The following is a 20,251-nucleotide window of genomic DNA, read 5'->3' as shown; positions in this document are numbered from 1 at the left end:
ATGGTGTCCAGCATCAGCGTGCCGCTGCTCTGCTCGCTAGCAGTGCCAATCCAGGCCTGGTAAGTGGGGTGGGACGTCAGGCTGGTACTGATGAACCATCCTTGAACAACGCTAAAGCACGGGATCATAGCGGGCACAATGGCCATTAACCATCATCGTTTTCGATCGTCGCGAAACCCGGAGTGGGTGCCCACCTCAAGCACGAACCATGCATTCAAGGAGTAATTCAAGTGATTGGTGGTAATGCAGCCTCAGCGCCTGCACTTGAGACTGCTCCCCCTGCGACGAAACAAGCGAAAGGGCGCTGCCATGGGCATGGTCGACAAGCACATCACGCCATAGCAAAGGGTTCGTGGCAACTTGCTCCAAGCACTGAGTCAGCAGTTCGGTGAGTTGGGCTGTCACGCCAGCAAATGCTTGCGGGTTAGCAAAAATTGCCAACGTCAGCTGAGGGTGCTGGCTCACTGCATCGTGATATCGGGACAACAATGTACGGATCACCGCTCCGGCATTTACTTGAAGCGGAACTTCCTTTAACACGCCCGCATAGACGTGGTCCGAAAGCGCTTGTATAAGCCCCGCCTTGTCCTCTACATGCCTATAGATTGCCATTGCGCTGACCCCGAGCCGGCTTGCGAGTACCCGCATGGTCAAACCCGCTTCTCCGCTTTCTTGCAGCACCTGAAGTGCGGCAGCGATGATGTCGGCACGTGTAAGCTCGTTGCCTTGAGCGGGCCTGCCGCGTGCTCGTGTCATCCAACCACCCTGTAGTTGGACTGTACCAACCCGGAAGGAAAACTACGGCTGCTGACAAACTTCAAGTCGACATCAGCCTCTATTGCGCCAAACAGCGGTCTCCCCTGCCCCAGCAGGACCGGCGCCACGGTAATGACAAGGTCGCAGATGAGCCCCGCTCGCAAGAACGCTTGCACCACCTTCCCTCCGTCTACATAGACGCGACCTACGCCTTGCGCTGCCAGCTCCAGCATAAGTTCCACAGGCTGAGCGCTCGTGAAGTTGACCTTGCCCATTAGCGCTTCTGGCACAGGTGTTTCGCTCAGTTTCGTAGACATCACCAGTACGGGGCGATCATAGGGCCAAGGCCCCATTTCCAGTACCTTTTCGTAAGTTCCACGGCCCATTACGATCATGTCTATATTGGCGATGAAATCTCCATAACCATGATCTTCGGATGGGTCGTCACGCTCCATCAGCCAGTTCACATCGCCATTGGGCCGGGCGATGAAGCCATCCAGGCTGGTTGCGATGAAGGCATGTGCGGTGGTCATTGGTTAGCTCCTCACCCTTAAATATACGACGTATACTTTATCTGCGAGAAGCGGGTAACGCAAACAGGTTCCAGGCAGCTATCAGACACCTGCCATACTGCCCATCCCCTCGCCAGCTCAAGCTGTCTGTTCCTCCTCAATCAGCGCCCACCGTCTAGCCGCCTCGGCAAATTCCAGCATGTCGGCTAGCTGGTCTGCATCCACGTCACTGCGTCGATGCGCTGAAATTGCGAGCTCGGCAAGCACCGCGGCCTGGCCATCAGGATCCGCAACCAAGGCCGACTGGTCATTGAGCTCTGCCAACCAGGCCGCTGGCAGGTTCAACACTTGACCGTCCACAGCTGATCGATCCGTGTGGTATAGGATTGGCTCATCATCTCCCTCTTCATTCCCCAGTCCGGTGTTGCCGGCACGCTGGCGGTTCGCATTGTTCCCCTCCCCCAGCGCTCGTTGATGCCATCCATCATCTGCATCAGTCGGTCACATGCCACCGATTGCTTGAGGGCAAACAAGTCCTCTGAAAAATCACCAGGTTGCCGCAGGTCCATCAACAGCACCTCTGCCTTGCTGTAGCGAAACCCGGGCCTGAAGACCCGGCCAACCGCATCGGTGGCCAATCGGGTCATCAGCAACGTGTCGGAAGTCGGGTATGGCAGTTCTACCAATGCGCCCTGGGCGTGGTGTGCCTCGTCCGGGTTGAACATGCCGGTGCGGATGCTCACGCGCATGCGCTTGCACACTGAACCCTGGGCCCGGAGCTTTTCGGCAGCCCGGCCAACATAGGTGGCCACCGCCTGCTTGATGGGCGCCAGCTCAGTGAGGCGCCTGCCGAACATCCGGCTGCAGCAGATTTCCTGTTTCGGGGGCTCGGCCTCGTCCAGCTCCAGGCACGGCGTACCCGCCAGTTCGCGGGCAGTTTTCTCCACCACCACACTGAATTTCTGTCGCAGCGTCCAGGCATCAGCCTTGGCCAGGTCCATCGCCGTGTGAATACCCATCGCCTCGAGGTGAGCGGTCATCCGCCGCCCAACGCCCCACACCTCTTTCACGCCAGTATTGCGCAGCACCCAATCGCGTTTGAACGGCTCGGTAATGTCGACCACTCCACCCGTCTGCGCCTGCAGGCGCTTGGCGGTGTGGTTGGCCAGCTTCGCCAATGTTTTCGTGCTTGCAATGCCGACCCCCACGGGCACGCCGGTGCACTGGAAAATTCTGGATCGCAGCGCTCGCCCGAACTGGGTCAGGTTTTCCTGAATACCGGACAGGTCAGCGAAACACTCGTCAATGTAAAGGAAAGTTTAGCGGGTATGGACATCGCCGCAGGCCAGGCCGGGCCGGGCTTTTCTCGGACCTCACAATGTCCATAGGATGCGTCCGCTTTGTGAATGAAACCTTGTTGTGATGTCCATGGCACGCATCCACAAACGCTCCGCATTTTTTCGGCGAGGGCTTGACCCCTATTGCACATCCCACTCCGAATGAGATTTCATCCGCCAATCAAGGATGGAGATCTTCATGTACCTCGCTGAACTCACCATAAAAAACTTCCGCAAGCTGCGTGACACAACAGTGAAATTTCAGCCTGGGTTGAACGTTCTGGTCGGGCCCAACAACGTGGGAAAAAGCGCCGTGGTCGACGCGCTGCGGACGCTTCTGGCCGGGCATGAAGAGCCGTACCCACGTCTTGATATTGCCGATCGCCACCGGCCCCTTGAAGGCGAACCAGGTGGCGACATCAGCTTCCATTTTGTTTTTAGAGATCTGAGCCACGACGACGAGGCTGACTTTATCGCGGCCCTGAAACCCTCAGCTGACAACTCTATGGAAGCGCACATCCACGTCCGCTACACCGATGCCGATCAATCTGGTCGCTTCAGGGTTAAACGATGGTGCGGAGATCACCAAGACATTGCTCTTACTTCGGACATGATGGAAAACCTGCGTGGTGTCTATCTTCAGCCTCTGCGGGATGCTGCTCAGGGACTTCGCCCCAGCCGCAACAGCCAGCTGGCTCGCTTGTTCCACCTACTGACCGATGACCAAGGCCGAGAGGCTATCAACACCGCACTGAAAGAGCTGGATGACCAGTTGCAGCAGAATGAGTCGATTAAAAGTACCCATGCCGCGATCTCTTCGCGTCACGGCGCCATGATGGGTGAGCAGTTGGCGCAGGTGCTTGCAGTGGGACTGAGTGCGACAGATTTCCAGCGCCTTTCTGCTCGACTGTCCATGACTGCAGAGTCCATGGAAATTGAGCAGAACGGCTTGGGTTTCAACAATCTGATTTTTATGGCCGTGGTGCTGAGCGAACTGGCCAAAAACCCAGATGCTGCTTACCGAAGCTTGATTGTCGAGGAGCCGGAAGCGCATCTGCACCCCCAATTGCAGCGCGTGCTCTTGAGCTACCTGGCAGGCATTCCTACGAATGAAGGTGAAAAGCCTGTGCAATTGTTCGTTACCAGCCACTCGCCAAACTTCGCCAGCAATTCAAAGCTCCAGTCCCTGGTGTGCTTGGTCGAGAACGATGCCGGGGTAGAGACTTTCTTCCCTCGCGATGTCCAGTTCGAAAAGGGTAAGCGTGAAAAGCTCGAACGATACCTGGACGTGACCCGGGCAGAGCTGTTTTTCGCCCGTCGCGTCATTTTCGTCGAAGGCGCCGCCGAGCTCATGCTGGTGGACGCTCTTGCGAAACGGCTGGGTTTCGATTTGAAGGATTACGGCATCAGCCTCATCAGCGTCGAGGGTCTTAACTTCGACTCGTTCCTCCCACTGTTCGGTGAGAAGGGACTGCGTATACCTGTGTCTGTGATCACAGATGCCGACCCGTTTGAAGAGGAAGAGATCCCTGAATTAGCGGGAGCAGAACTGACAGACGTGGAGGTCGCGGAGGAGCTACTCGCAGAGGCGGCGTATCTTGAAGAGACCGACGCACAGAACGAAGAGGAAGTCGAAGAGCCTGCCGACTTGGAGGACGGTGACGGCGGCGGGAAGAAGAAAAAGGTCAAGCGCAAGGCTGTCTATCCTGGGCTAGGCGAAGCCATTCAGGTATCGAGCAACACGTTGAAGATGAAGGCGTCCGAAGACAAGTATGTAAAAGTGCATCACGGCGTTAAGACCCTTGAGTATGACCTTGCTCTGCTTGAGGAAAATCGAGACGCAATGCTGAAGGCTTTGGCTGAGTTTCATCCGAAAATCTCAAAGGCGCTGCGTAAGATCGTAGACGCTGCACCAGACAATACTGCGAAAGCGAAAGCGCTGTTCTGCGGTATGTTCGAGCGCAAGGACAGCCGTAGCAACGTTCAGAAAGGCCGTTTCGGTCAAGCGCTCGCCGAGCAGATCTCCCTGACACCTGGGTGCAAAGTTCCTGCGTACCTTGAGCAGGCGATCCAGCACGTTTGCCAGGGAGCGGGCAAACTATGAAATTGTCCGATGAGCAAAAGGCGGTGATCCACGCGCCATTACAGGCCATGGCCGTTACCGCTTGCGCCGGTAGCGGAAAAACTGCCACGGCAATCCGCAGACTCATCGCGATTCGGGAAAAGCTCGCAGATCACCGCGGGCGAGTCTTGCTGCTGTCGTTTTCCAATGTCGCTGTGAACACCTTCAACAAAGGTTACGCGCAGCTCGCTTCAGGTTTACCAGACGACGCTAATCGTAAGCGTGTAGAAGTGGACACATTGGATGGCTTCTTCACCCAGCATGTTCTACGCCCCCATGCCTTCCGCTCCATGGGCGCCAAGCAAGCCGCCTATCTCGTGTCAGGATCAGAACCCTTCTTAAACAGTTTCCAGTACTGGAGGAATGAGCAAGAGAAGAAGCGCCCTATCCCGCTGAAAGATCTGCAAGTGGGCGTAGAGGCTGGAAAAGCATTCTTTTTCGTCGAAACTCATGCTGGAGTCGAAAAACTTGACCGCGCGAAGGCCAGAGCGCTTATTGAGAAGCTAGGTAGTACTGGCGCGTACACCCATGAACTGGGGCGCTATTGGGTCTATCGAACGTTGATTCAACAACCTGCAATTCTGCGAGCGCTCGTCACTCGCTACCCCCAGATTCTGGTAGATGAATCGCAGGATCTGGGGTCGATGCATCAGGCAATCCTTGAGCAGCTGATCAATGCGGGCGCCCAGGTTTCGCTGATCGGTGACGTTAACCAAGGCATCTTCGCTTTCGCCGGCGCCGATGGCACATTTCTTAAAACTTACGCCAACCGCCCAAGAGTGCAAGACTACAAGCTTACCCGCAACTACCGTTCCCTCCCCCCCATCATAGATATCGCCAACCGGCTTTGCGGCCGCAACGATGAGGCAGACAGGGAAGCTGATCAAGGCGGAGCGTTTTTTATTGGGTACAAGGGCACCCGAATTCCCCATCTCATCACGGCGTTCAAGGCTCGCTTCAGTGAGTTGGGCATTGAGTCTTCAGATTCAGTCATTCTAAGCAGAGGAACTGATCGAGCCGCTAAGCTTTCAGGGAAGCCAGCGGCTCCAGGACAAGGTACGGTGAAGCTGTTCGCGGAGGCTTCACTTGCCCGTGACCAACAGGGTCGGTTAAGAGATGCTTTCCGCCTAGTGTGCAGTGCGGTGGTTAGCCTTATCGACGATGCTCCGCATGGCCTCAGCTCTGCGCTACAGGGTTCGCCTCACGAAGAGCGGCTGCTGATGCTCAGGCGATTATTGTGGGCATTTGTCCGAGATGCCGAGACGGGGCTTCCCTCCTCGACGCTGCAAGCCAGCGCAGAGTGGCATCCGAAGCTTTTGGGCAATCTGCGCTCACTGCTCGCAAAAATTGACCAACAGTTCTCGCTAAAAACGATTGCCACCTTCGGCAACATGATGGCCAAAAAGCGCTTGAATGACATCCCACTCAATGGCGCCAAAGCCGGTGAGCAGGAGCCACATGGCTTGAGGGTTGAAACTGTTCACCAGGTTAAAGGCGAATCCATAGGAGCTGTGCTCTACGTCGCGACCAAAGCCAACATCCGCGCAATGCTGGGCGGCACAGGGACGGAGGACGGCCGCATTGGCTATGTGGCGCTGACGAGAGCGAAAAACCTTTTCTGGCTCGCCGTTCCAGATAGTTGCTTAGACGAAGTGCGAGAGGACCTCATCAAGGCTGGCTTCACAGAGGTGCCAGCCGGTAAGGCGGAGAAACGCGTCAAACAAGCCCTCAAGGTCGAGTGAAACCCGTTTCTCACAGTGGCACGGCGGGCTCAACCCACTCAGCTCAGGTAGCTGGAATTACAGCCCACTGTCGGAACCTACTGTAGTCAGTGACTTCGTCGTGTTACGCTGCCTAGCAAGAATAGCCCCCACGCCTCGGGCAGATCGCTGAATCTGTACTGCGCACCAGAGGGTTAGTTTTTTCAGGGATTCCGCTTCTCCCGCCTTTAAGATCATGACCCTATCAGACCTCACCTGTGATTACTGGGTGGATCCATCAGAAAAGATCCTGCTCAGGTTCCGGGTTCAAGTGTTTCTCCAGAAATTCCAGCTTCGCAAGAAGTTCGTCAAAAGTGACGATATCCACGTCCTTGCAGGCGTTGCGGAACACCTCAAAACTGCGCAGTTGAATCGGATCGGTTGGCAAGGTCCCTGCAACGATCACGCATTTAATGACATCGGCACCTGATTGTTGCAATCCCGGAGTGTCGTGCCGATGGTGCACCCAACGTTGCTTGAGCTCATTTTGCTGGAACAGGACTTGGGTCATCGCTCCAGAGAGATCAGAGGTCGGTCCGAATACTTCCTGTCCACGGTAGGCCTTGGCTCGCAACAAGATCGTTTCCGGAGTCTTGATTTCCACTATAGCCAGCGCCTGACCACGCTCTTTAAATAGGAAGTCACCGATCTGAGCACCCAAGCCGGTTAAGGTAGATCCCTTGGCATGGAATTGCGTATGTGCCAGCTCAACAGGGCGTGCAAATGCCATACTCAGGACAAACTTGTTCATTTCAAAGAACATCTGCCACACGGGCTCGGTAAGTTTGCCCGCGAGCTTCTCACGGAAAGCCTCGATCATCTTGGCGAGGGTCACTCGCTCGATCTCAGCATGCAGCAACATCAGCTCCCTAGGGGCCTCGGTCACCAACTCATTGAGTTGCCTGCGAACGGTCTGCACATTGGATCTACGTTCGATACGCGCCCGGTTTGCAGCTTGCCTTGAACCCTCACGTCGAACTTCGACTAAGGGAGTTGTCACCCTTACAATGCGTGGAAATCGCTCGGGGTCAATCCGGTTTAGCACACCATCGTGCACGAGACCTTGCTGACTGTGGCGAATTAGCTTACGGCCGTTCGTTCTCACCCTATTAAAACCCCGACGCAGCTTGTCGAGTTCCTCTTCACCTACGGAAATTACTCTGTCGTCCGCGTACTGATCCGGATTTCGGCTAACGACTAGGGTCGTTGCATTCGGAATTCGCGAGAGACCTTGCCACACTTGGTCGAGATCTCCGTGCAAACCCAGGCCGCGATCCGGTGAGTCAAAGACTTTCCAAGGTAGTTGCATCTCAATGAGGCTCGTCGCTTTCGCGGCATCATTCGGCAATTCGGTGCCGACTTCAGTCATATAAATGACTGACGTAAACCGACCATTCTTTGGCGACAGGTAGCGCTGTGCATGTGGGTTTACATGGATAGGCCGCATGAGGATCTGGTTGGGAGTGATGGAAGCAAGGAGTGGCCATTCGCTCTCAGGTCTTGCATGCCAAATCCGAGCGTCTGCATCCGTAAGCTCGTATGTCCGGAGATACAGTTTGCGCGCTGGCGCTTCCGGCTCTGTCACGATCTCCAAGCGAAAAAACGCATCCAACACGTCCTGATCAGTGAATGTCTGTAACGGTGCTGCGTTTCCACCAGATCCTTTAGCCATGTAGCTATCCTTCGTTGGAATAGTAGGGATGTTCCATCCTATTTCAGAATCATACGGGCACCCAAACAACCTCGGAATGCTCATTTACAACCTGTAGGGGACACTGCATTTAGGAGATGAGAACAGCATGATCAGCGGTGAACGTCTTACGGAGCAGCAAACCTCCATTCGTCTCAAGGTGGCACGGCGGATCATTGGCGGCTGGGAAGCCACTCAAATGCAGGCCTGCCGGATTCTCAGAATTTCACCCGGAACCGCTGGCCGGCGGCTCGATCAGAATCAGCAGCGTATCGGGTTGGTGCTGGGCATCCATGCTTCTCTGCGGGCGGTCTTTTCCAGCCTTCGATATTCACGACGCAAAAATGCCGCCTGCTACGCGGCGTTAAGTACTAAAGCGAGCCAATCTACTATTAGGGGTACAATGCATTTAGGAGAGGAGAACAGCATGACCAGTGGTGAACGTCTTACGGAGCAGCAAACCTCCATTGGTCTGAAGGTGGCACTGCGGATCATTGGCGGCTGTAAAGCCACTTAAATGCAGGCCTGCCGGATTCTCCGAATTCCACCCGGAACCTATCGTCAAGCAACGCGTGGTTTTGCTGCTGGTCGGCGGCTCGATCAGAATCAGCAGCAGCGTTTCGGGTTGGTGCTGGGCATCCATGCTTCTCTGCGGGCGGTCTTTTCCAGTCTTCGATATTCACGACGCACAAATGACGCCTGCTACGCGGCGTTAAGTACTAAAGCGAGCCAATCTACGATTAGGGGTACACTGCATTTAGGAGAGGAGAACAGCATGATCAGTGGTGAACGTCTTGGAGCAGCAAACCTCCATTGCTTTAAAGGTGGCATTGCGGATCATTGGCGGCTGGAAAGCCACTCAAATGCAGGCCTGCCGGATTCTCAGGATTTCACCTGCAACCTATCGTCGAGCAACACGTGGCTTTGCTGCTGGTCGGCGGCTCGATCAGGATCAGCAGCAGCGTATCGGGTTGGTGCTGGGCATCCACGCTTCTCTGCGGGCGGTCTTTTCCAACCAGGAAAACGTGAGAGGCTTTCCTAGCTTCAAGAACGACAATCCTTTTTTTGCCGGCCGATCACCTCTGGATGTGATGTCTAGTGGTGACATGATCTCACTCTACGAAACCTTTAAGCGAATCGAGTACCTAGAGGTAACCAACTGAAGACCGCCGCTTGAACTGCCCTGGCATTAGTCGTGCGCCGATCTCTGGAGGTAGCAGATCGTCGGAGGAAGTTGGTAGAAGTCTTTGCGAATGTCTACTTTGGTTCGGAAGCGGCCGTTCGTCAGTGTCCGCTATCGACCCATAGCGGTCAGTGGTTGCAGACCTTTTGCTCAAATCACTTTTACCGCGCGGCCAATGAACTTCACCGGCCCCGTCGGCAGCCCGGTAGGCGAACCGCCGGATTTCTCCAATGTCAGCTCGAACAACTGGTTGGCCTCCAGCGGTGGCAGGCTCTGTAGCGGAACACGATAGGGCTCTCCGGGCTTGATCAGGCCCAGCGAAACCGGTGCGCGCCACTGTTCGCCCTTGGTCCAGAACTGCAGGGCCATGCCTTCGGGGACAGCGTCCTGGCCAAGCGGGATCAGCTCGATCATGCGGCTGTCGCTGGTCTGTACCACCCAGCCGGCGATCTGGCTACTCGGCGCCACCAATACCACCACGAATTGAGTGGTGGGCGGGGGCGCAGTAAACAATGTAAACGCCAGGACCGCGCTTGCAGCCAGCCCCGCAGCACTCAGCCCTTGCCACAGGCCGAGGCGCCTCCACCATTTGACTCGCTGTTGTAAGGCGGGTGCGGCCAGTTCATTCAGGCTGCGCTGGATACGGCCCCACAGGTGGGCGCTCGGTGGCTGCGGCGCAGTCAGCGCGATCAGCTCCAGCAAACGTGCCTCCCAGGCATCCACAGCGGCGCGCAAAGCCGGGTCGCTGCCCAGGCGCTCGGTCACTGTGGCTTGTTGCTGTGGCGACAGGGTTCCCAGCACAAACTCGCCGGCGAGGCTTTCCAGTTCCTCGGCAGTATCCGGCTTCATTCCAGGCACTCCCGCAATGCCTTGAGGCTGCGCTTGATCCAGGCTTTGACGGTACCCAATGGCGCCCCCAGCAGCCCGGCGATTTCGGCGTGGCTGCAGCCGTCCACATAGGCGTGCAGGATGCAGCGCTGCGGTGCAGGCTGCAGTTTTTCGAGGCAACGGTAGATCTTCGCCGACCCTGACCATAGGTCAATGTCGTCGAGCCCTCCGTGTGATGTGGGCGTCGTATCCACATCGGCTTCGTCCAGCACGGTTTCACAGCGGGTATCGCGGATCGAATTCAGTGCCAGGTGGCGGGTGATGCTGTAGATCCAGCCGCGTGCCGAGCCGCGCGCCGGGTCGAAGCTGGCGGCGCGGGTCCAGATACGGATAAACGCATCGTGGACAATGTCTTCTGCGCTGGCGTCGTCACGCGCGATGCGCCGGGCAACGCCCAGCAGGCGCGCGCCTTCGTGGTCGTAAAGCGCCTGCAGGGCGCGCCGGTCGCCCTGTGCGCAGGCCAGCAGGCAGCGGTGGAAGTCGAAGGGGGCGACAGGCGAGTTCAACGTGTGCAGCTTCCTTGTGTCATGCAAGGTACCCCGGCCATCCAGCCGGGGGCTTGCCAACGAGCGTAGATGAACGATTGCAAGGTGTCTGCTCAAGTGCGTCTTACTTGGCTGTCCAGAACACATAGTCGGCCTGGTACTGGACGACCTGCTTGGCACCTTTGTTCTGCGCCGTGCAGTCGCTGGCCGGCGCCACGCCGCCGCGGGTGGCCAGGCGCTGGATGTAGCTGACCCCTTGCATGGCGCCATTGCCTTCGGCCGGGTTGGCCTTGACCAGTTGATAGGGTATGGCGCCTTTGTCTGCGGGAGCCACCGCCAGCTGGGTGCCGGTGACTTTCGATCCGTCCTTGGCCTGCCAGGTGGCGGGTGGGCCGTAGTAATCGCCTACCTGTTTGCCGGCACGGTCATTGAGCACGGCCTTGGGGCCGACGAAGGTCCATTCGGTCTGGCCGGGGGTGTTGGCCTTGTCGCGGCACTGGTAGGTGATCTCGCCGACGCCTACGGTCTCGAGCAGGACGCGATGGCCATCGGGGACCTTGACCGCATCTGGCAGTGCGGATTGGGCGTGAACGGGTTGCAGCGCCAGGGCGATGCTGCAGGCGAAAAGGCAGGCGTAGGGTTTGAGGCTCATGGGTAGTGCTCCTGACAGGTCATTTGGCTGGGCAGACAGAGGCCGCCCATAAGCAATACCCGCCAACGGGTGGACTGGATGCACCGAATTGAAAAAAACTGCGCCAGGGCCACCCGGGCAGCACTTGCAAAGCAGGCTAGAGTGGATGAATGCGCCGCAGGAGACCGCCCCCTTTGCCTATCAGACCGAACACCGAGGATCCCACCGCAGGGGAAACCGAGGCCCAGGCACAAGATGTGCTGCTGCAGGCCTGCGGCAGCGGTAACCGGCTGGCCTTCGAAACCCTGTACCGCGCCACTTCGGCCCGGCTGTTCGGGATCTGCCTGTACTACCTGGGCAATCGCGCCGAGGCAGAAGAAGTGCTGCAGGAGGCCTACACCAGTATCTGGCTCAAGGCTTCCAGTTTCGACCCCGGTCTCGCCAGTGCCTACACATGGCTTGCGACCATCACTCGGCACAAGGCCATCGACCGACGCCGCGCCCGGCGTGTACACGAGCCACTCGAAGCCGCCACGCAATGGGTTGCCAAGGACACGGTCATCGACAGCGTCGAGCGCGAACGCCAGGGCTATGCGATCGATCGCTGCCTGGCAACGCTGGCGGAGGATCAGCAACGCTATATCCGCGTGGCATTCTTCGAGGGCTGCTCGTATGCCGAGCTGGCCGAACGCCACAGCATCCCGCTGGGTACCATGAAAAGCTGGATCCGTCGCGGGCTGCTGGTCTTGCGTGGGTGCCTGGGCCTATGAACGAGCAAGGCGTGCCATCCGACGAACGCGATCAGTTGATTGCCGAATACGTGCTGGGCGTGCTCAGCGCCGAGGACCGCGCTCAGGTCGAGGCCATGGCTGCGCAGGACCCGAGTGCTCAAGCGGCAATTGCCGCGTGGCAGTCTCACTTTGCCTGCTGGCTCGATGAGCTGCCCGAGGCCAGCCCGCCAGCGCATGTCTGGCAGGCGATCGAGGCGCAGTTGTTCCCTGTTGGCAGCCAGCAGCCGAGAGAACGAGCGGCCTGGTGGGGCGGCCTCGGGTTCTGGCGTTGGACCTCGGCGGCTCTGGCGGCCGGCTTGCTGGCAAGCGTGATCACGCTGCTGCAGCCGCCCCCTCCAGCGCCGCCCGCAATGCTTGCCCGCCTGGAGCAGAGCGACGGGATCACGCTGTTTGCCGCGACGGTTCAAGCCGATGGAGCCAGCGTGCTGTTCGTCCCCACCCAAACCGCCACCTGGCAGAATCGTAGTGCCCAGGCCTGGCTGATCGGTGGCGATGGCACAGCGCATTCGCTTGGCCTGCTGCCGGACAACGCCGCCACAGCCTTGGCCGTGCCCTCGAAACTGGCTGATGCGTTGACCGACGGCGCGGTGCTGGCGGTGTCACTGGAACCGCTGAACGGCTCGCCGACCGGGCTGCCGACCGGTCCCGTCATCGCCCAGGGAAAAATAACGTCGTTGTGATGCATCCATTCGGGCTACTGCTCCGTATATTCCTCACCTTCATCCGAAGGCCGAAGAATCGAGGAGACGCATCATGCTTACCTTTGTTCAACGCATTGCCGCGACCTGCCTGGCCGCCCTCTGCCTGGCCGCATCCCCCGGTTTCGCCGCCAGCCCTCCCATGGTCGGCGGCGCCCCGATGTACCCCAACAAGACCATTGTCGAGAACGCGGTGAACTCCAAAGACCACACCACGCTGGTGGCGGCGGTCAAAGCGGCGGGGCTGGTCGACACCCTCAACAGCAAAGGGCCGTTCACCGTCTTTGCACCGACCAACGAAGCCTTCGCCAAGCTGCCTGCCGGCACAGTCGATACCCTGGTGCAACCCGAGCACAAAGCGGACCTGACGAAAATCCTGACCTACCACGTGGTATCCGGCACCCTCACCGCCAAGCAATTGATGACCGAGGCCAAAGCGCACGGCGGCAAGATCATGCTGAAAACCGTCCAGGGTGAACCACTGACCGTGATGCTCAACGGCAGTCAGCTCTGGGTGGTGGACGCTAAGGGCGGCAAGGCCGCAGTCACCATCGCCGATGTGATGCAGGCCAATGGCGTGATTCATGTGGTCGATACGGTGTTGATGCCGAAGTAATGTTGTCGGCCATGGCGGGCATTCTGGTGATGCCCGCTATGGGTCGATAGCGATTAGTGGCGACAGGCTGCTTTCGACCCATAGCTGACGTTCGAGGGCTGATTACACAGGCGTTTAGGCGCCACGAAAAAAGCGAATGAAAGAGTCACAGCAATGAAGCTGCTTATGTACAGCAGTCAGTCAAGCGCTGAATTCCTACCCAAGCTCGCAGTCATAAAAGCACACTGCCTCAGAGAACGAACCATGATCAGGATAGCCCTACGCCCATTTGTTGTCGTTGGGCTATTGGGCCTATTGCTGGGCTGTTCACCTTTGAAGTTTTTAAACCTCCTCACCCCGGGAGGCACCTTCAACAAGACATCTGACCTGCAGTACGGTAATGATCCGCGCAACCGGCTGGATGTCTACACGCCGGTTAATCTCGCCACCGAAGTGCCAGTGGTGGTGTTCTTTTATGGCGGCAGCTGGAGCAGCGGTTCGCGCAGTGACTACAGCTTTGTCGGCGAGGCGCTGGCAGCACGAGGCATCGTAGCTGTAATCGCCGATTACCGGCTTTATCCGCAGGTACACTATCAGGGTTTTCTAGAAGACAGTGCGCGAGCGGTGGGCTGGACCCGCGAACACATCCGCCAATACGGCGGTGATCCAGCGCGGCTGTATGTAATGGGCCATAGCGCAGGCGGCTACAACGCAGCGATGGTTGCGCTAGACCCCCAATGGCTGGCAGCGGTGGGCATGGAGCCGTCGATGCTTAGCGGCTGGATCGGTCTGGCCGGACCCTACGACTTTCTCCCCGTCGAAAATCCGGAGGTGAGACCGATTTTCTTCTTTCCGGATTCGCCACCCGACTCCCAACCGATCAACCACGTTGGCGCCAAGTCGCCCCCTGCGCTGTTGATAGCCGCGAAGGACGATACCCTGGTCAATCCCGAGCGCAACGCTGGAGGCATGGCCCGACGTTTGCGGGAGCAGGGTGTGTCCGTGCGCGAGCTCTATTTCTCCAGGCCGGGCCACGGAACATTGATTGCAGCATTCTCCCGCCCCATGCAATGGCTGGCGCCGGTCCTGGATGAGGTAGTGGCGTTCATTCATGGACATCGTTTGGCATCGGAAACTTCTCACGGCTGATGAAGCGTTTCTGCCCCGTGCGCATCCTCTATCTGGAAACGTGGGTCGATTGCTGCCGGTCGTGGATGACTGCCATCGACCCGAAGCTGCCATTCTAGCCATTCAGACTTGGTCTAGCCTGCTTGAAGCAAGGTAACTCGGGCGGGATCCTGCATAAGGAAAACTAATCCACAATGAGTAGAATTGATTAAACTAATGACCTGCTTAAATGCACACTGCCGTCTTTCAAACGGGAGTAACGCTATGTCAGGTGAAAAATCGATCTCAGCTCTGCTCCGCGGCATGAGCCCAATCCTCAATGAAGGCGACTTTGTGTTCTGCACAGTGGCGGATGCTTCGGCGCTTCAGGGTACCGATGTGCTTGGTACATTCCGCGAAAAAGAAGGTCTCACTGCAATTATTGAGCGCAAACACGCTGATGAACTGGGCCTTGAGTACAGTTTTGTCGCAGCCTGGATCACGCTCACGGTCCACTCAGCTCTTGATGCGGTGGGTTTGACGGCCGCATTCGCCACCGCTCTCGGGAAGGCTGGCATCAGTTGCAACGTGATCGCAGCCTTTTACCATGATCACATTTTCGTAGCCAAGGACGATGCCCCTAAAGCCATGGATGTCCTCCAAGTCTTATCTCGCGCAGGCGAATCCGCTTAGCCCCCGGCCATGATGCTTGCGGGCTATCTATTGGTGGTTGCTACCTATGGTGAACATCCGCTATGGGTCGAATCGCGACGGTCATACTTCGACCGTCGCTGGACGCTGTCAGACCTCCGTCTGCTCTGCCATCTCCAATGCGTCATCGACCTCAATACCCAGGTATCGCACCGTGCTTTCAAGCTTTGTATGACCGAGTAGGAGCTGAACTGCTCTCAGGTTCTTTGTCCTGCGATAGATCAGCGATGCCTTCGTACGTCTCATCGTGTGGGTGCCGTACATAGCTGGATCTAGCCCAATAGACTTTATCCACGCTTTGACGATTCGGGCGTACTGCCGGGTGGAGAGATGCGCTGAGGCGTGTAGCCGGCTTGTAAAAAGACAATCCTCGCTGTGGAGCTGGGCTTGATTTATCCAGGCCTGTAGGGCCAGCCGCGTTTGCTCTGTAATTTCAAACTGCACGGGACGTTGGGTTTTCTGCTGCATCACTATTGCTCGCGATGACACGTGTTCCCCATGAGCAACGTCGCGTACGCGAAGCATGGTCAGATCGCAGGCTCGTAGCTTGCTGTCGATGGCCAGATCGAAAAGAGCCAAATCACGAGTTTCCTCCGCGATTTGAAGCCTCACTCGAATAGCCAGATATCTTTCAGTCGGAGCGGCGCTTTTTGCCCGACCAATTTTCCTTTGTTCCAAGGCTGATGGCTGCTGGTCGAAGTAGTACTCATGGCTTGCCCTCCATGTAAGAGAGGATAAGGATGGTCAGCTCGACCCAGAGGCGCTAACCGACTCATAGCGGACAGTCCTTGGATACCAGCCTTCGGTTCGTAGGGTTCTAAACGTCCGTCGATTGTTTAGCCTGCTTTGCCGGCAGCGGACCGATGAACATTATTTTTAACCGCTCTCGTCCGATAACACGTGCCAACTCAGCAATGACGCAGTACATGAATATCAGGGTGATCAGCAGAATTTGAATAGCCCAAAAGCGAGGCCAGTTCATCGAGGACCACAGGAGGGCGTTTGCATCCATGAAGCCGGGGGACTCTTTCCAGTAGTCATAAAGTCGCTCCAAGTAGTGGATTACCAGGGCGACGAAGGCATACATCAAGGTTTTCCATCCGACATTCCAGAGTAGTGGTTTATCGGGGAATCGATTGATAAACGGCAGCATGTCAGCCAGCAATACCGATTTGCCGAGGATCAGGGAGGCAATCAATACTGATCCGGTAACGGGGAGATCCACTCCAGTCCCCTTGATCATCAGTGAGCGAATCAAGGTTACGATATGCAGAATGACGAAGAAGAACAGGGTTGGCGGAAGCGCCTTCATGAACTCATGTTTTATTTTTAGCATCGCTGTTTTCATCAGGGAATCCTTCAGAATGTGAAATGCTCCGTGTGTAAGCTATTCAAGCCTTAACGTCCCCTGTCGTAACCCGCGCGACAGCGGCACTAAAGCCTATTTCTTTAACGATTGATAGGAGGTGGCCATGTCCTTGGCCCAACCATCGAGTACAGCACGGGCGTCTTTGGCCTGCATTACCTGCGAGGAATTCTCCAGGTCGGTGCCGGCGCCCTTGCGAACCACTTCAGCGACCACTTCATTGGTCTGGCCGTCTATGAATGCTGCTTCGGTGGCCACACTTGTATCTTGGTCGCGGATCCCCGTAGCAGTGCTGATACCTGCCGCCACCAACGCGATCGGGATCACCTCATACGGGCGCAGTCCCTTGGTTTTGGCACTCACCCCGGTAATCGCCGGTCTCACGATCAGCACGCCAGGGCCAGGACTGGTTGCCAAGGGCAGGTACTTGGAAAACTGAGTTTTCAAAGCTTGGTCGTAGTACTGAGTTATACCTTGTAGCGTCTGCTGGGGGATCTTTTCAGTCGGCTGCGGTTTAGGGTACAGCTGGCTGGGCTCAATAAAGATGCTGCTGTAGCTATTGGCATTGACCCCAGACTTGATCCAGCGCATTACGGGGGCACCTGATGGTGACTTGCCCTCTTCAAGCTTGCTGTAATCTTTGAGGAACCCTGAGTATTGATCCGGCTCTACGTATTTGCTTGTACAGCCATGGAGCAGTATTGATGCAAGGCACAATGCTGGAACTAACGATTTACACTTCATGCAAGTTCTCCATTTGCGTTAAATTACAATTCGTTTAATTCCCTCAAAAGCGCCACGTCGCGCCCCCTCCCAGAATATGGAGAGCTGCATTGTTGTAGCTACCTGAGAGCGTATTACCTGAGCGCGCCTTGGTTTGCTCTACGTCCATGTCGCCGAGCCAGACCAAGGTATAGGCCATATGTAAATCGAAGCCTTCCTCGACTTGGTAGTTCACCCCGGTTGCAAAACGCCAAGCCTCGCCCATGGGGTTGTCAACCGTACGATCTTTGTCGTCCACCGCTGAGCTGTCATAGCCCACGCCGAAGCTTAAGCGCAGTTGTTTGGTCATCTGGTATTGCGCGCCTATCGAAGCGTGCCAAGTATCCTTGTACTGACGATCGACCGTTCTGCTGACATCCGCCGCATTGGCGTCGACCTCCACCCCGATATCGCCAAAATCGCTCCAGTCCTGCCAGCCCAGACTGCCCAGCAACGTCCATTGATCGTCCATCTCGTGGGCGACGCTGAAAGTCACGGTCTGCGGCACGTTCATATCCAGCTCCAGCGTGTCCACGGCCAGGCGATTGAGTGCGGCGTTGATGATGGGGTTGTTGATGTCGCTGACGTGGGGGCTATCCTCGAACTCCAGTTTCACCTTGCTGGTGTAGGCCAGGCCCAGACGGGTATGGGGTGTGAGCTGATACATCAGCCCCAGATTCAGGCCCATTCCGACATCGGTATCCTTGTACTCCAGCTGGCCATCAGGGCGGTCGACCAAGCCCAACAAGCTATTGTTGATAGCCATTTCGGTACGGTAGTAGCCCAACATCATGCGAGGGCCAATCCCGACAGTGAGGTCGTCGGTGAACTTGTAGGCGAAGGTTGGTTGGAACGAGATACCGATAATCGCTGCTTCCTGAGTGAAATAGCGTCCGGTCCAGTCGTCGTCGTAGTCCAGGGCGAGTCCAAAGTTGCCGTACATTCCAAAACCGATCGCCGAGCGGTCATCAAGCTGGTGGCTTATAAACAGGCTGGACCCCGGCAGGTACTGCAAGGCGTTGCCGCCTTCATTGCCGTCAAACTGGTTACTGCTGTCGCGTGAGAAGCGCATGTCGCCGAAGATCACCTGAGCATTGGCACTGATCTGTGTCCCGGGAAGCAGCGCGATGCCCGCGGGGTTACTCATCAGCACGCTGGGATCCTGGGCCAGCGCCGCTGAGCCGGCGTTAGCTAAGCCATTACCTTCTTGGCCGGCTTCGTAGATGAAGATCCCCCCAGCCAAACTATTAGTGCTGTGGAGAGACAGCACGAGCAGTGATGCAGGTATCCACCATTGCTTACATTTGAATGGATAAATGGTCGTCATAGTCCCTTACTCCGCACTTAAAAAGAGCAGGACACCGAATTTTCAGTGCCCTGCCTGACGTCCGATTGCGTCAAGGGAGCAATCAAGGTGTGAAAGGGGCAGGCCCGAACACGTCTGTGTAACTCAACGGCTTCTGAGCGCACCTTCAGAAGCCCTTGCCAGAGGGTGCAACACCCTCCTCACGAATCAGGGCGAGGTCACTTCGACGGGCGGGAACTTGTATCCGCCGCCTTGCACTGCCTTGCTTGGGCCGTACAACCTCAAGACGATGTAGGCATCCTTTTCCGGAATTGGCAGGTAATTGGGGTTGCTCTCTTCACCCTTGGCGCTCAGCTCGATGGTGTATTCGCCATTCGCATCCGGCTTGAGGGTACGGTCACCGCGGCTGTGGCGGTTGATGGCGTTGTGGGCCATCAGGCGGTTGTCCGAGGCATAGACGGTGAAGGACCAGAACTGGCTGACCTCGGGCGCCTTGAAGTGCATGGTGTAGGACTTACCATTGGCACCATTGATCGGCTTGCCGTCCGCAGCGGTCTCGGTGCGCAGGTAGATACTTTCATCCGGTGGCAGCCCCCACTGGCCGATGTAGGTGCCCTCGGCAAACAGGTCACGGGGCCCGTCACCCAACTGCTCGCGTGTGCCCAGCAGCTTGCCGGCATCGGTCATCTTCGGAGCGAGTTCCTTGATGTGCTTCATGCCCAGTTCTTCACCCTTCTTCGCGGCTGCCAGCTGCTCCTTGGTGAAGTTTTCCTTGCAGGGTTCGACGCCGACTGACTTGTACTGGTCGAGCCATTTCTTGTCGGCCTGGCCCATGTTGCCGTCGCACAGCACGAAGTTCACCCGTTGCAGCCAATTGGTCTTGGCCGGATCGGGGTACGTGCGCTGCTTGGCCTTTGGGCCGGGCTCGCCCAGGTAAGCCGATAGCGTACGGACGTTCCAGTCGTCCATGTAGGCAAGCGCCTTCTTCTGGTCTTCAGGCCCGGTGGACATGATCCTGCCCATCAGCTTCACCAGGTTGGACTCGACACGGATCACTTCGGTGACGCTGTCGGGCACCGTGCCCTTCCACTGTGGTGAGGCGAACATGAAGTGGCCGCCCTTGGTGTCGCGCGTGCGGGAGCCGATCATGGACGTGGTGTAATGGCCCATGTCCATGGTGTGCAGGATCCAGTAACGACCTTTTTCCATGTCCGGAACGCTGACGATCACCGGTTCTGCGGCGATATCCAGCCAGCCCATCAAGTGCAGCGTGTCATTGTTGATGGTGGGGTGGTCGACGTAAGTGTCATCGGCCAGGTGGCGGATGTTCTGGAAGCGATTGAGCGGCGTATTGGTCTTGACTGCCGTCTCATAGAAGAACTTGTAGGCCTCGTCCATGGAGTAACCATAGATGTAGGCGTCTTCGGCAAGCTTATCGGGAATCTGTGCGAAGGCCGGCACGGCAAGCGAAAGCAGGGCTGCTCCAAGCACCATGGGTTTCATCAAGTCTCCTTGGGCCGGCGGGCCAGCCCCTGTCTTTTGGTTTTCGAA

At 57.1% G+C, this 20,251-nt stretch carries 20 protein-coding genes and 2 pseudogenes; 9 read left to right on the top strand and 13 right to left on the bottom strand.

Going from position 1 to position 20,251, the window contains the following annotated elements:
* Window positions 1–195: 195 nt before the first annotated feature.
* The 4 genes and pseudogenes from ABOC32_RS13630 to ABOC32_RS13615 all read right to left on the bottom strand — a co-directional run.
* Window positions 196–756: a TetR/AcrR family transcriptional regulator gene (locus tag ABOC32_RS13630; protein WP_426811387.1), complete on the bottom strand. Its 561-nt coding sequence runs from the start codon at window positions 754–756 to the stop codon at window positions 196–198.
* The gene (locus ABOC32_RS13625) at window positions 753–1,289 is read right to left on the bottom strand and encodes a dihydrofolate reductase family protein (protein ID WP_426811386.1); all 537 of its coding nucleotides are present in this window, start codon (window positions 1,287–1,289) and stop codon (window positions 753–755) included. The genes ABOC32_RS13630 and ABOC32_RS13625 overlap by 4 nt, the downstream gene beginning before the upstream one ends.
* Window positions 1,290–1,406: 117 nt before the next feature.
* A complete protein-coding gene (locus ABOC32_RS13620; protein WP_426811385.1) occupies window positions 1,407–1,616 on the bottom strand; it encodes a hypothetical protein in 210 nt (69 codons plus the stop codon).
* Window positions 1,610–2,575: pseudogene (locus ABOC32_RS13615) on the bottom strand (Y-family DNA polymerase); the annotation flags it as partial. The pseudogene ABOC32_RS13615 and the gene ABOC32_RS13620, both read right to left, overlap by 7 nt.
* A 229-nt stretch (window positions 2,576–2,804) precedes the next feature.
* Between ABOC32_RS13615 and ABOC32_RS13610 the strand changes: the two are divergent.
* Both ABOC32_RS13610 and ABOC32_RS13605 read left to right on the top strand, forming a co-directional pair.
* A complete protein-coding gene (locus ABOC32_RS13610; RefSeq protein WP_426811384.1) occupies window positions 2,805–4,709 on the top strand; it encodes an ATP-dependent nuclease in 1,905 nt (634 codons plus the stop codon).
* Window positions 4,706–6,469 (top strand): UvrD-helicase domain-containing protein, encoded by a 1,764-nt coding sequence (locus ABOC32_RS13605; protein ID WP_426811383.1) that lies wholly within the window; start codon window positions 4,706–4,708, stop codon window positions 6,467–6,469. The genes ABOC32_RS13610 and ABOC32_RS13605 overlap by 4 nt, the downstream gene beginning before the upstream one ends.
* 256 nt (window positions 6,470–6,725) lie before the next feature.
* Here the strand turns inward: ABOC32_RS13605 and ABOC32_RS13600 are convergent, their stop codons facing one another.
* Window positions 6,726–8,159, bottom strand: a complete 1,434-nt coding sequence (locus tag ABOC32_RS13600; protein WP_426811382.1) for a Shedu immune nuclease family protein — start codon at window positions 8,157–8,159, stop codon at window positions 6,726–6,728.
* Window positions 8,160–8,286: 127 nt separating this feature from the next.
* On the opposite strand from ABOC32_RS13600, the gene ABOC32_RS13595 reads away from it, so the two are divergent.
* Together ABOC32_RS13595 and ABOC32_RS13590 are read left to right on the top strand one after the other, a co-directional pair.
* Window positions 8,287–8,694: a hypothetical protein gene (locus ABOC32_RS13595; RefSeq protein WP_426811381.1), complete on the top strand. Its 408-nt coding sequence runs from the start codon at window positions 8,287–8,289 to the stop codon at window positions 8,692–8,694.
* Window positions 8,695–8,971: 277 nt separating this feature from the next.
* Window positions 8,972–9,340, top strand: coding sequence for an antitoxin Xre-like helix-turn-helix domain-containing protein (locus tag ABOC32_RS13590; protein WP_426811380.1), 369 nt, complete (start codon window positions 8,972–8,974; stop codon window positions 9,338–9,340).
* 170 nt (window positions 9,341–9,510) lie between these two features.
* Here the strand turns inward: ABOC32_RS13590 and ABOC32_RS13585 are convergent, their stop codons facing one another.
* The 3 genes from ABOC32_RS13585 to ABOC32_RS13575 all read right to left on the bottom strand — a co-directional run bounded on the left by ABOC32_RS13585 (window position 9,511) and on the right by ABOC32_RS13575 (window position 11,385).
* The gene (locus ABOC32_RS13585) at window positions 9,511–10,209 is read right to left on the bottom strand and encodes an anti-sigma factor (protein ID WP_426811379.1); all 699 of its coding nucleotides are present in this window, start codon (window positions 10,207–10,209) and stop codon (window positions 9,511–9,513) included.
* On the bottom strand, window positions 10,206–10,754 hold the full coding sequence (locus ABOC32_RS13580) for a sigma-70 family RNA polymerase sigma factor (RefSeq protein ID WP_426811378.1): 549 nt from the start codon (window positions 10,752–10,754) through the stop codon (window positions 10,206–10,208). The genes ABOC32_RS13585 and ABOC32_RS13580 overlap by 4 nt, the downstream gene beginning before the upstream one ends.
* A 103-nt stretch (window positions 10,755–10,857) precedes the next feature.
* A complete protein-coding gene (locus ABOC32_RS13575; protein ID WP_426811377.1) occupies window positions 10,858–11,385 on the bottom strand; it encodes a DUF3455 domain-containing protein in 528 nt (175 codons plus the stop codon).
* A 173-nt stretch (window positions 11,386–11,558) separates the two neighbouring features.
* Between ABOC32_RS13575 and ABOC32_RS13570 the strand changes: the two genes are divergently transcribed.
* The 5 genes from ABOC32_RS13570 to ABOC32_RS13550 all read left to right on the top strand — a co-directional run bounded on the left by ABOC32_RS13570 (window position 11,559) and on the right by ABOC32_RS13550 (window position 15,248).
* Window positions 11,559–12,134 carry a sigma-70 family RNA polymerase sigma factor gene (locus tag ABOC32_RS13570; RefSeq protein WP_426811376.1) on the top strand — a complete coding sequence of 192 codons (576 nt, stop codon included), beginning with the start codon at window positions 11,559–11,561 and terminating at the stop codon, window positions 12,132–12,134.
* Complete coding sequence (locus tag ABOC32_RS13565) at window positions 12,131–12,835, top strand: anti-sigma factor (protein WP_426811375.1); 705 nt, start codon at window positions 12,131–12,133, stop codon at window positions 12,833–12,835. The genes ABOC32_RS13570 and ABOC32_RS13565 overlap by 4 nt, the downstream gene beginning before the upstream one ends.
* A 73-nt stretch (window positions 12,836–12,908) precedes the next feature.
* Complete coding sequence (locus ABOC32_RS13560; RefSeq protein WP_371877775.1) at window positions 12,909–13,469, top strand: fasciclin domain-containing protein; 561 nt, start codon at window positions 12,909–12,911, stop codon at window positions 13,467–13,469.
* Window positions 13,470–13,712: 243 nt separating this feature from the next.
* Complete coding sequence (locus ABOC32_RS13555; protein WP_426811601.1) at window positions 13,713–14,597, top strand: alpha/beta hydrolase; 885 nt, start codon at window positions 13,713–13,715, stop codon at window positions 14,595–14,597.
* 243 nt (window positions 14,598–14,840) lie between these two features.
* Window positions 14,841–15,248, top strand: a complete 408-nt coding sequence (locus ABOC32_RS13550; protein ID WP_426811374.1) for an ACT domain-containing protein — start codon at window positions 14,841–14,843, stop codon at window positions 15,246–15,248.
* 108 nt (window positions 15,249–15,356) lie between these two features.
* Here ABOC32_RS13550 and ABOC32_RS13545 read toward each other — a convergent pair.
* From ABOC32_RS13545 to ABOC32_RS13525, 5 genes and pseudogenes are all read right to left on the bottom strand, one after another.
* Window positions 15,357–15,976 (bottom strand): annotated as a pseudogene (locus ABOC32_RS13545) (tyrosine-type recombinase/integrase).
* A gap of 107 nt (window positions 15,977–16,083) precedes the next feature.
* The gene (locus ABOC32_RS13540) at window positions 16,084–16,614 is read right to left on the bottom strand and encodes a hypothetical protein (RefSeq protein ID WP_426811373.1); all 531 of its coding nucleotides are present in this window, start codon (window positions 16,612–16,614) and stop codon (window positions 16,084–16,086) included.
* A gap of 93 nt (window positions 16,615–16,707) precedes the next feature.
* Window positions 16,708–17,376 carry a DUF3313 domain-containing protein gene (locus tag ABOC32_RS13535; RefSeq protein WP_426811372.1) on the bottom strand — a complete coding sequence of 223 codons (669 nt, stop codon included), beginning with the start codon at window positions 17,374–17,376 and terminating at the stop codon, window positions 16,708–16,710.
* Between the two features lie 43 nt (window positions 17,377–17,419).
* Window positions 17,420–18,721 (bottom strand): OmpP1/FadL family transporter, encoded by a 1,302-nt coding sequence (locus tag ABOC32_RS13530; RefSeq protein WP_426811371.1) that lies wholly within the window; start codon window positions 18,719–18,721, stop codon window positions 17,420–17,422.
* 186 nt (window positions 18,722–18,907) lie between these two features.
* Window positions 18,908–20,203 carry a DUF1254 domain-containing protein gene (locus ABOC32_RS13525; protein ID WP_400639971.1) on the bottom strand — a complete coding sequence of 432 codons (1,296 nt, stop codon included), beginning with the start codon at window positions 20,201–20,203 and terminating at the stop codon, window positions 18,908–18,910.
* Between the last annotated feature and the right edge of the window lie 48 nt (window positions 20,204–20,251).

This window comes from Pseudomonas sp. WOUb67 (genome assembly GCF_050058005.1).
Classification (GTDB): Bacteria; Pseudomonadota; Gammaproteobacteria; order Pseudomonadales; family Pseudomonadaceae; genus Aquipseudomonas; species Aquipseudomonas putida_R.
The sequence above is the reverse complement of the archived record's forward strand: the minus strand, read 5'-3'. Positions and strand labels throughout refer to the sequence as shown.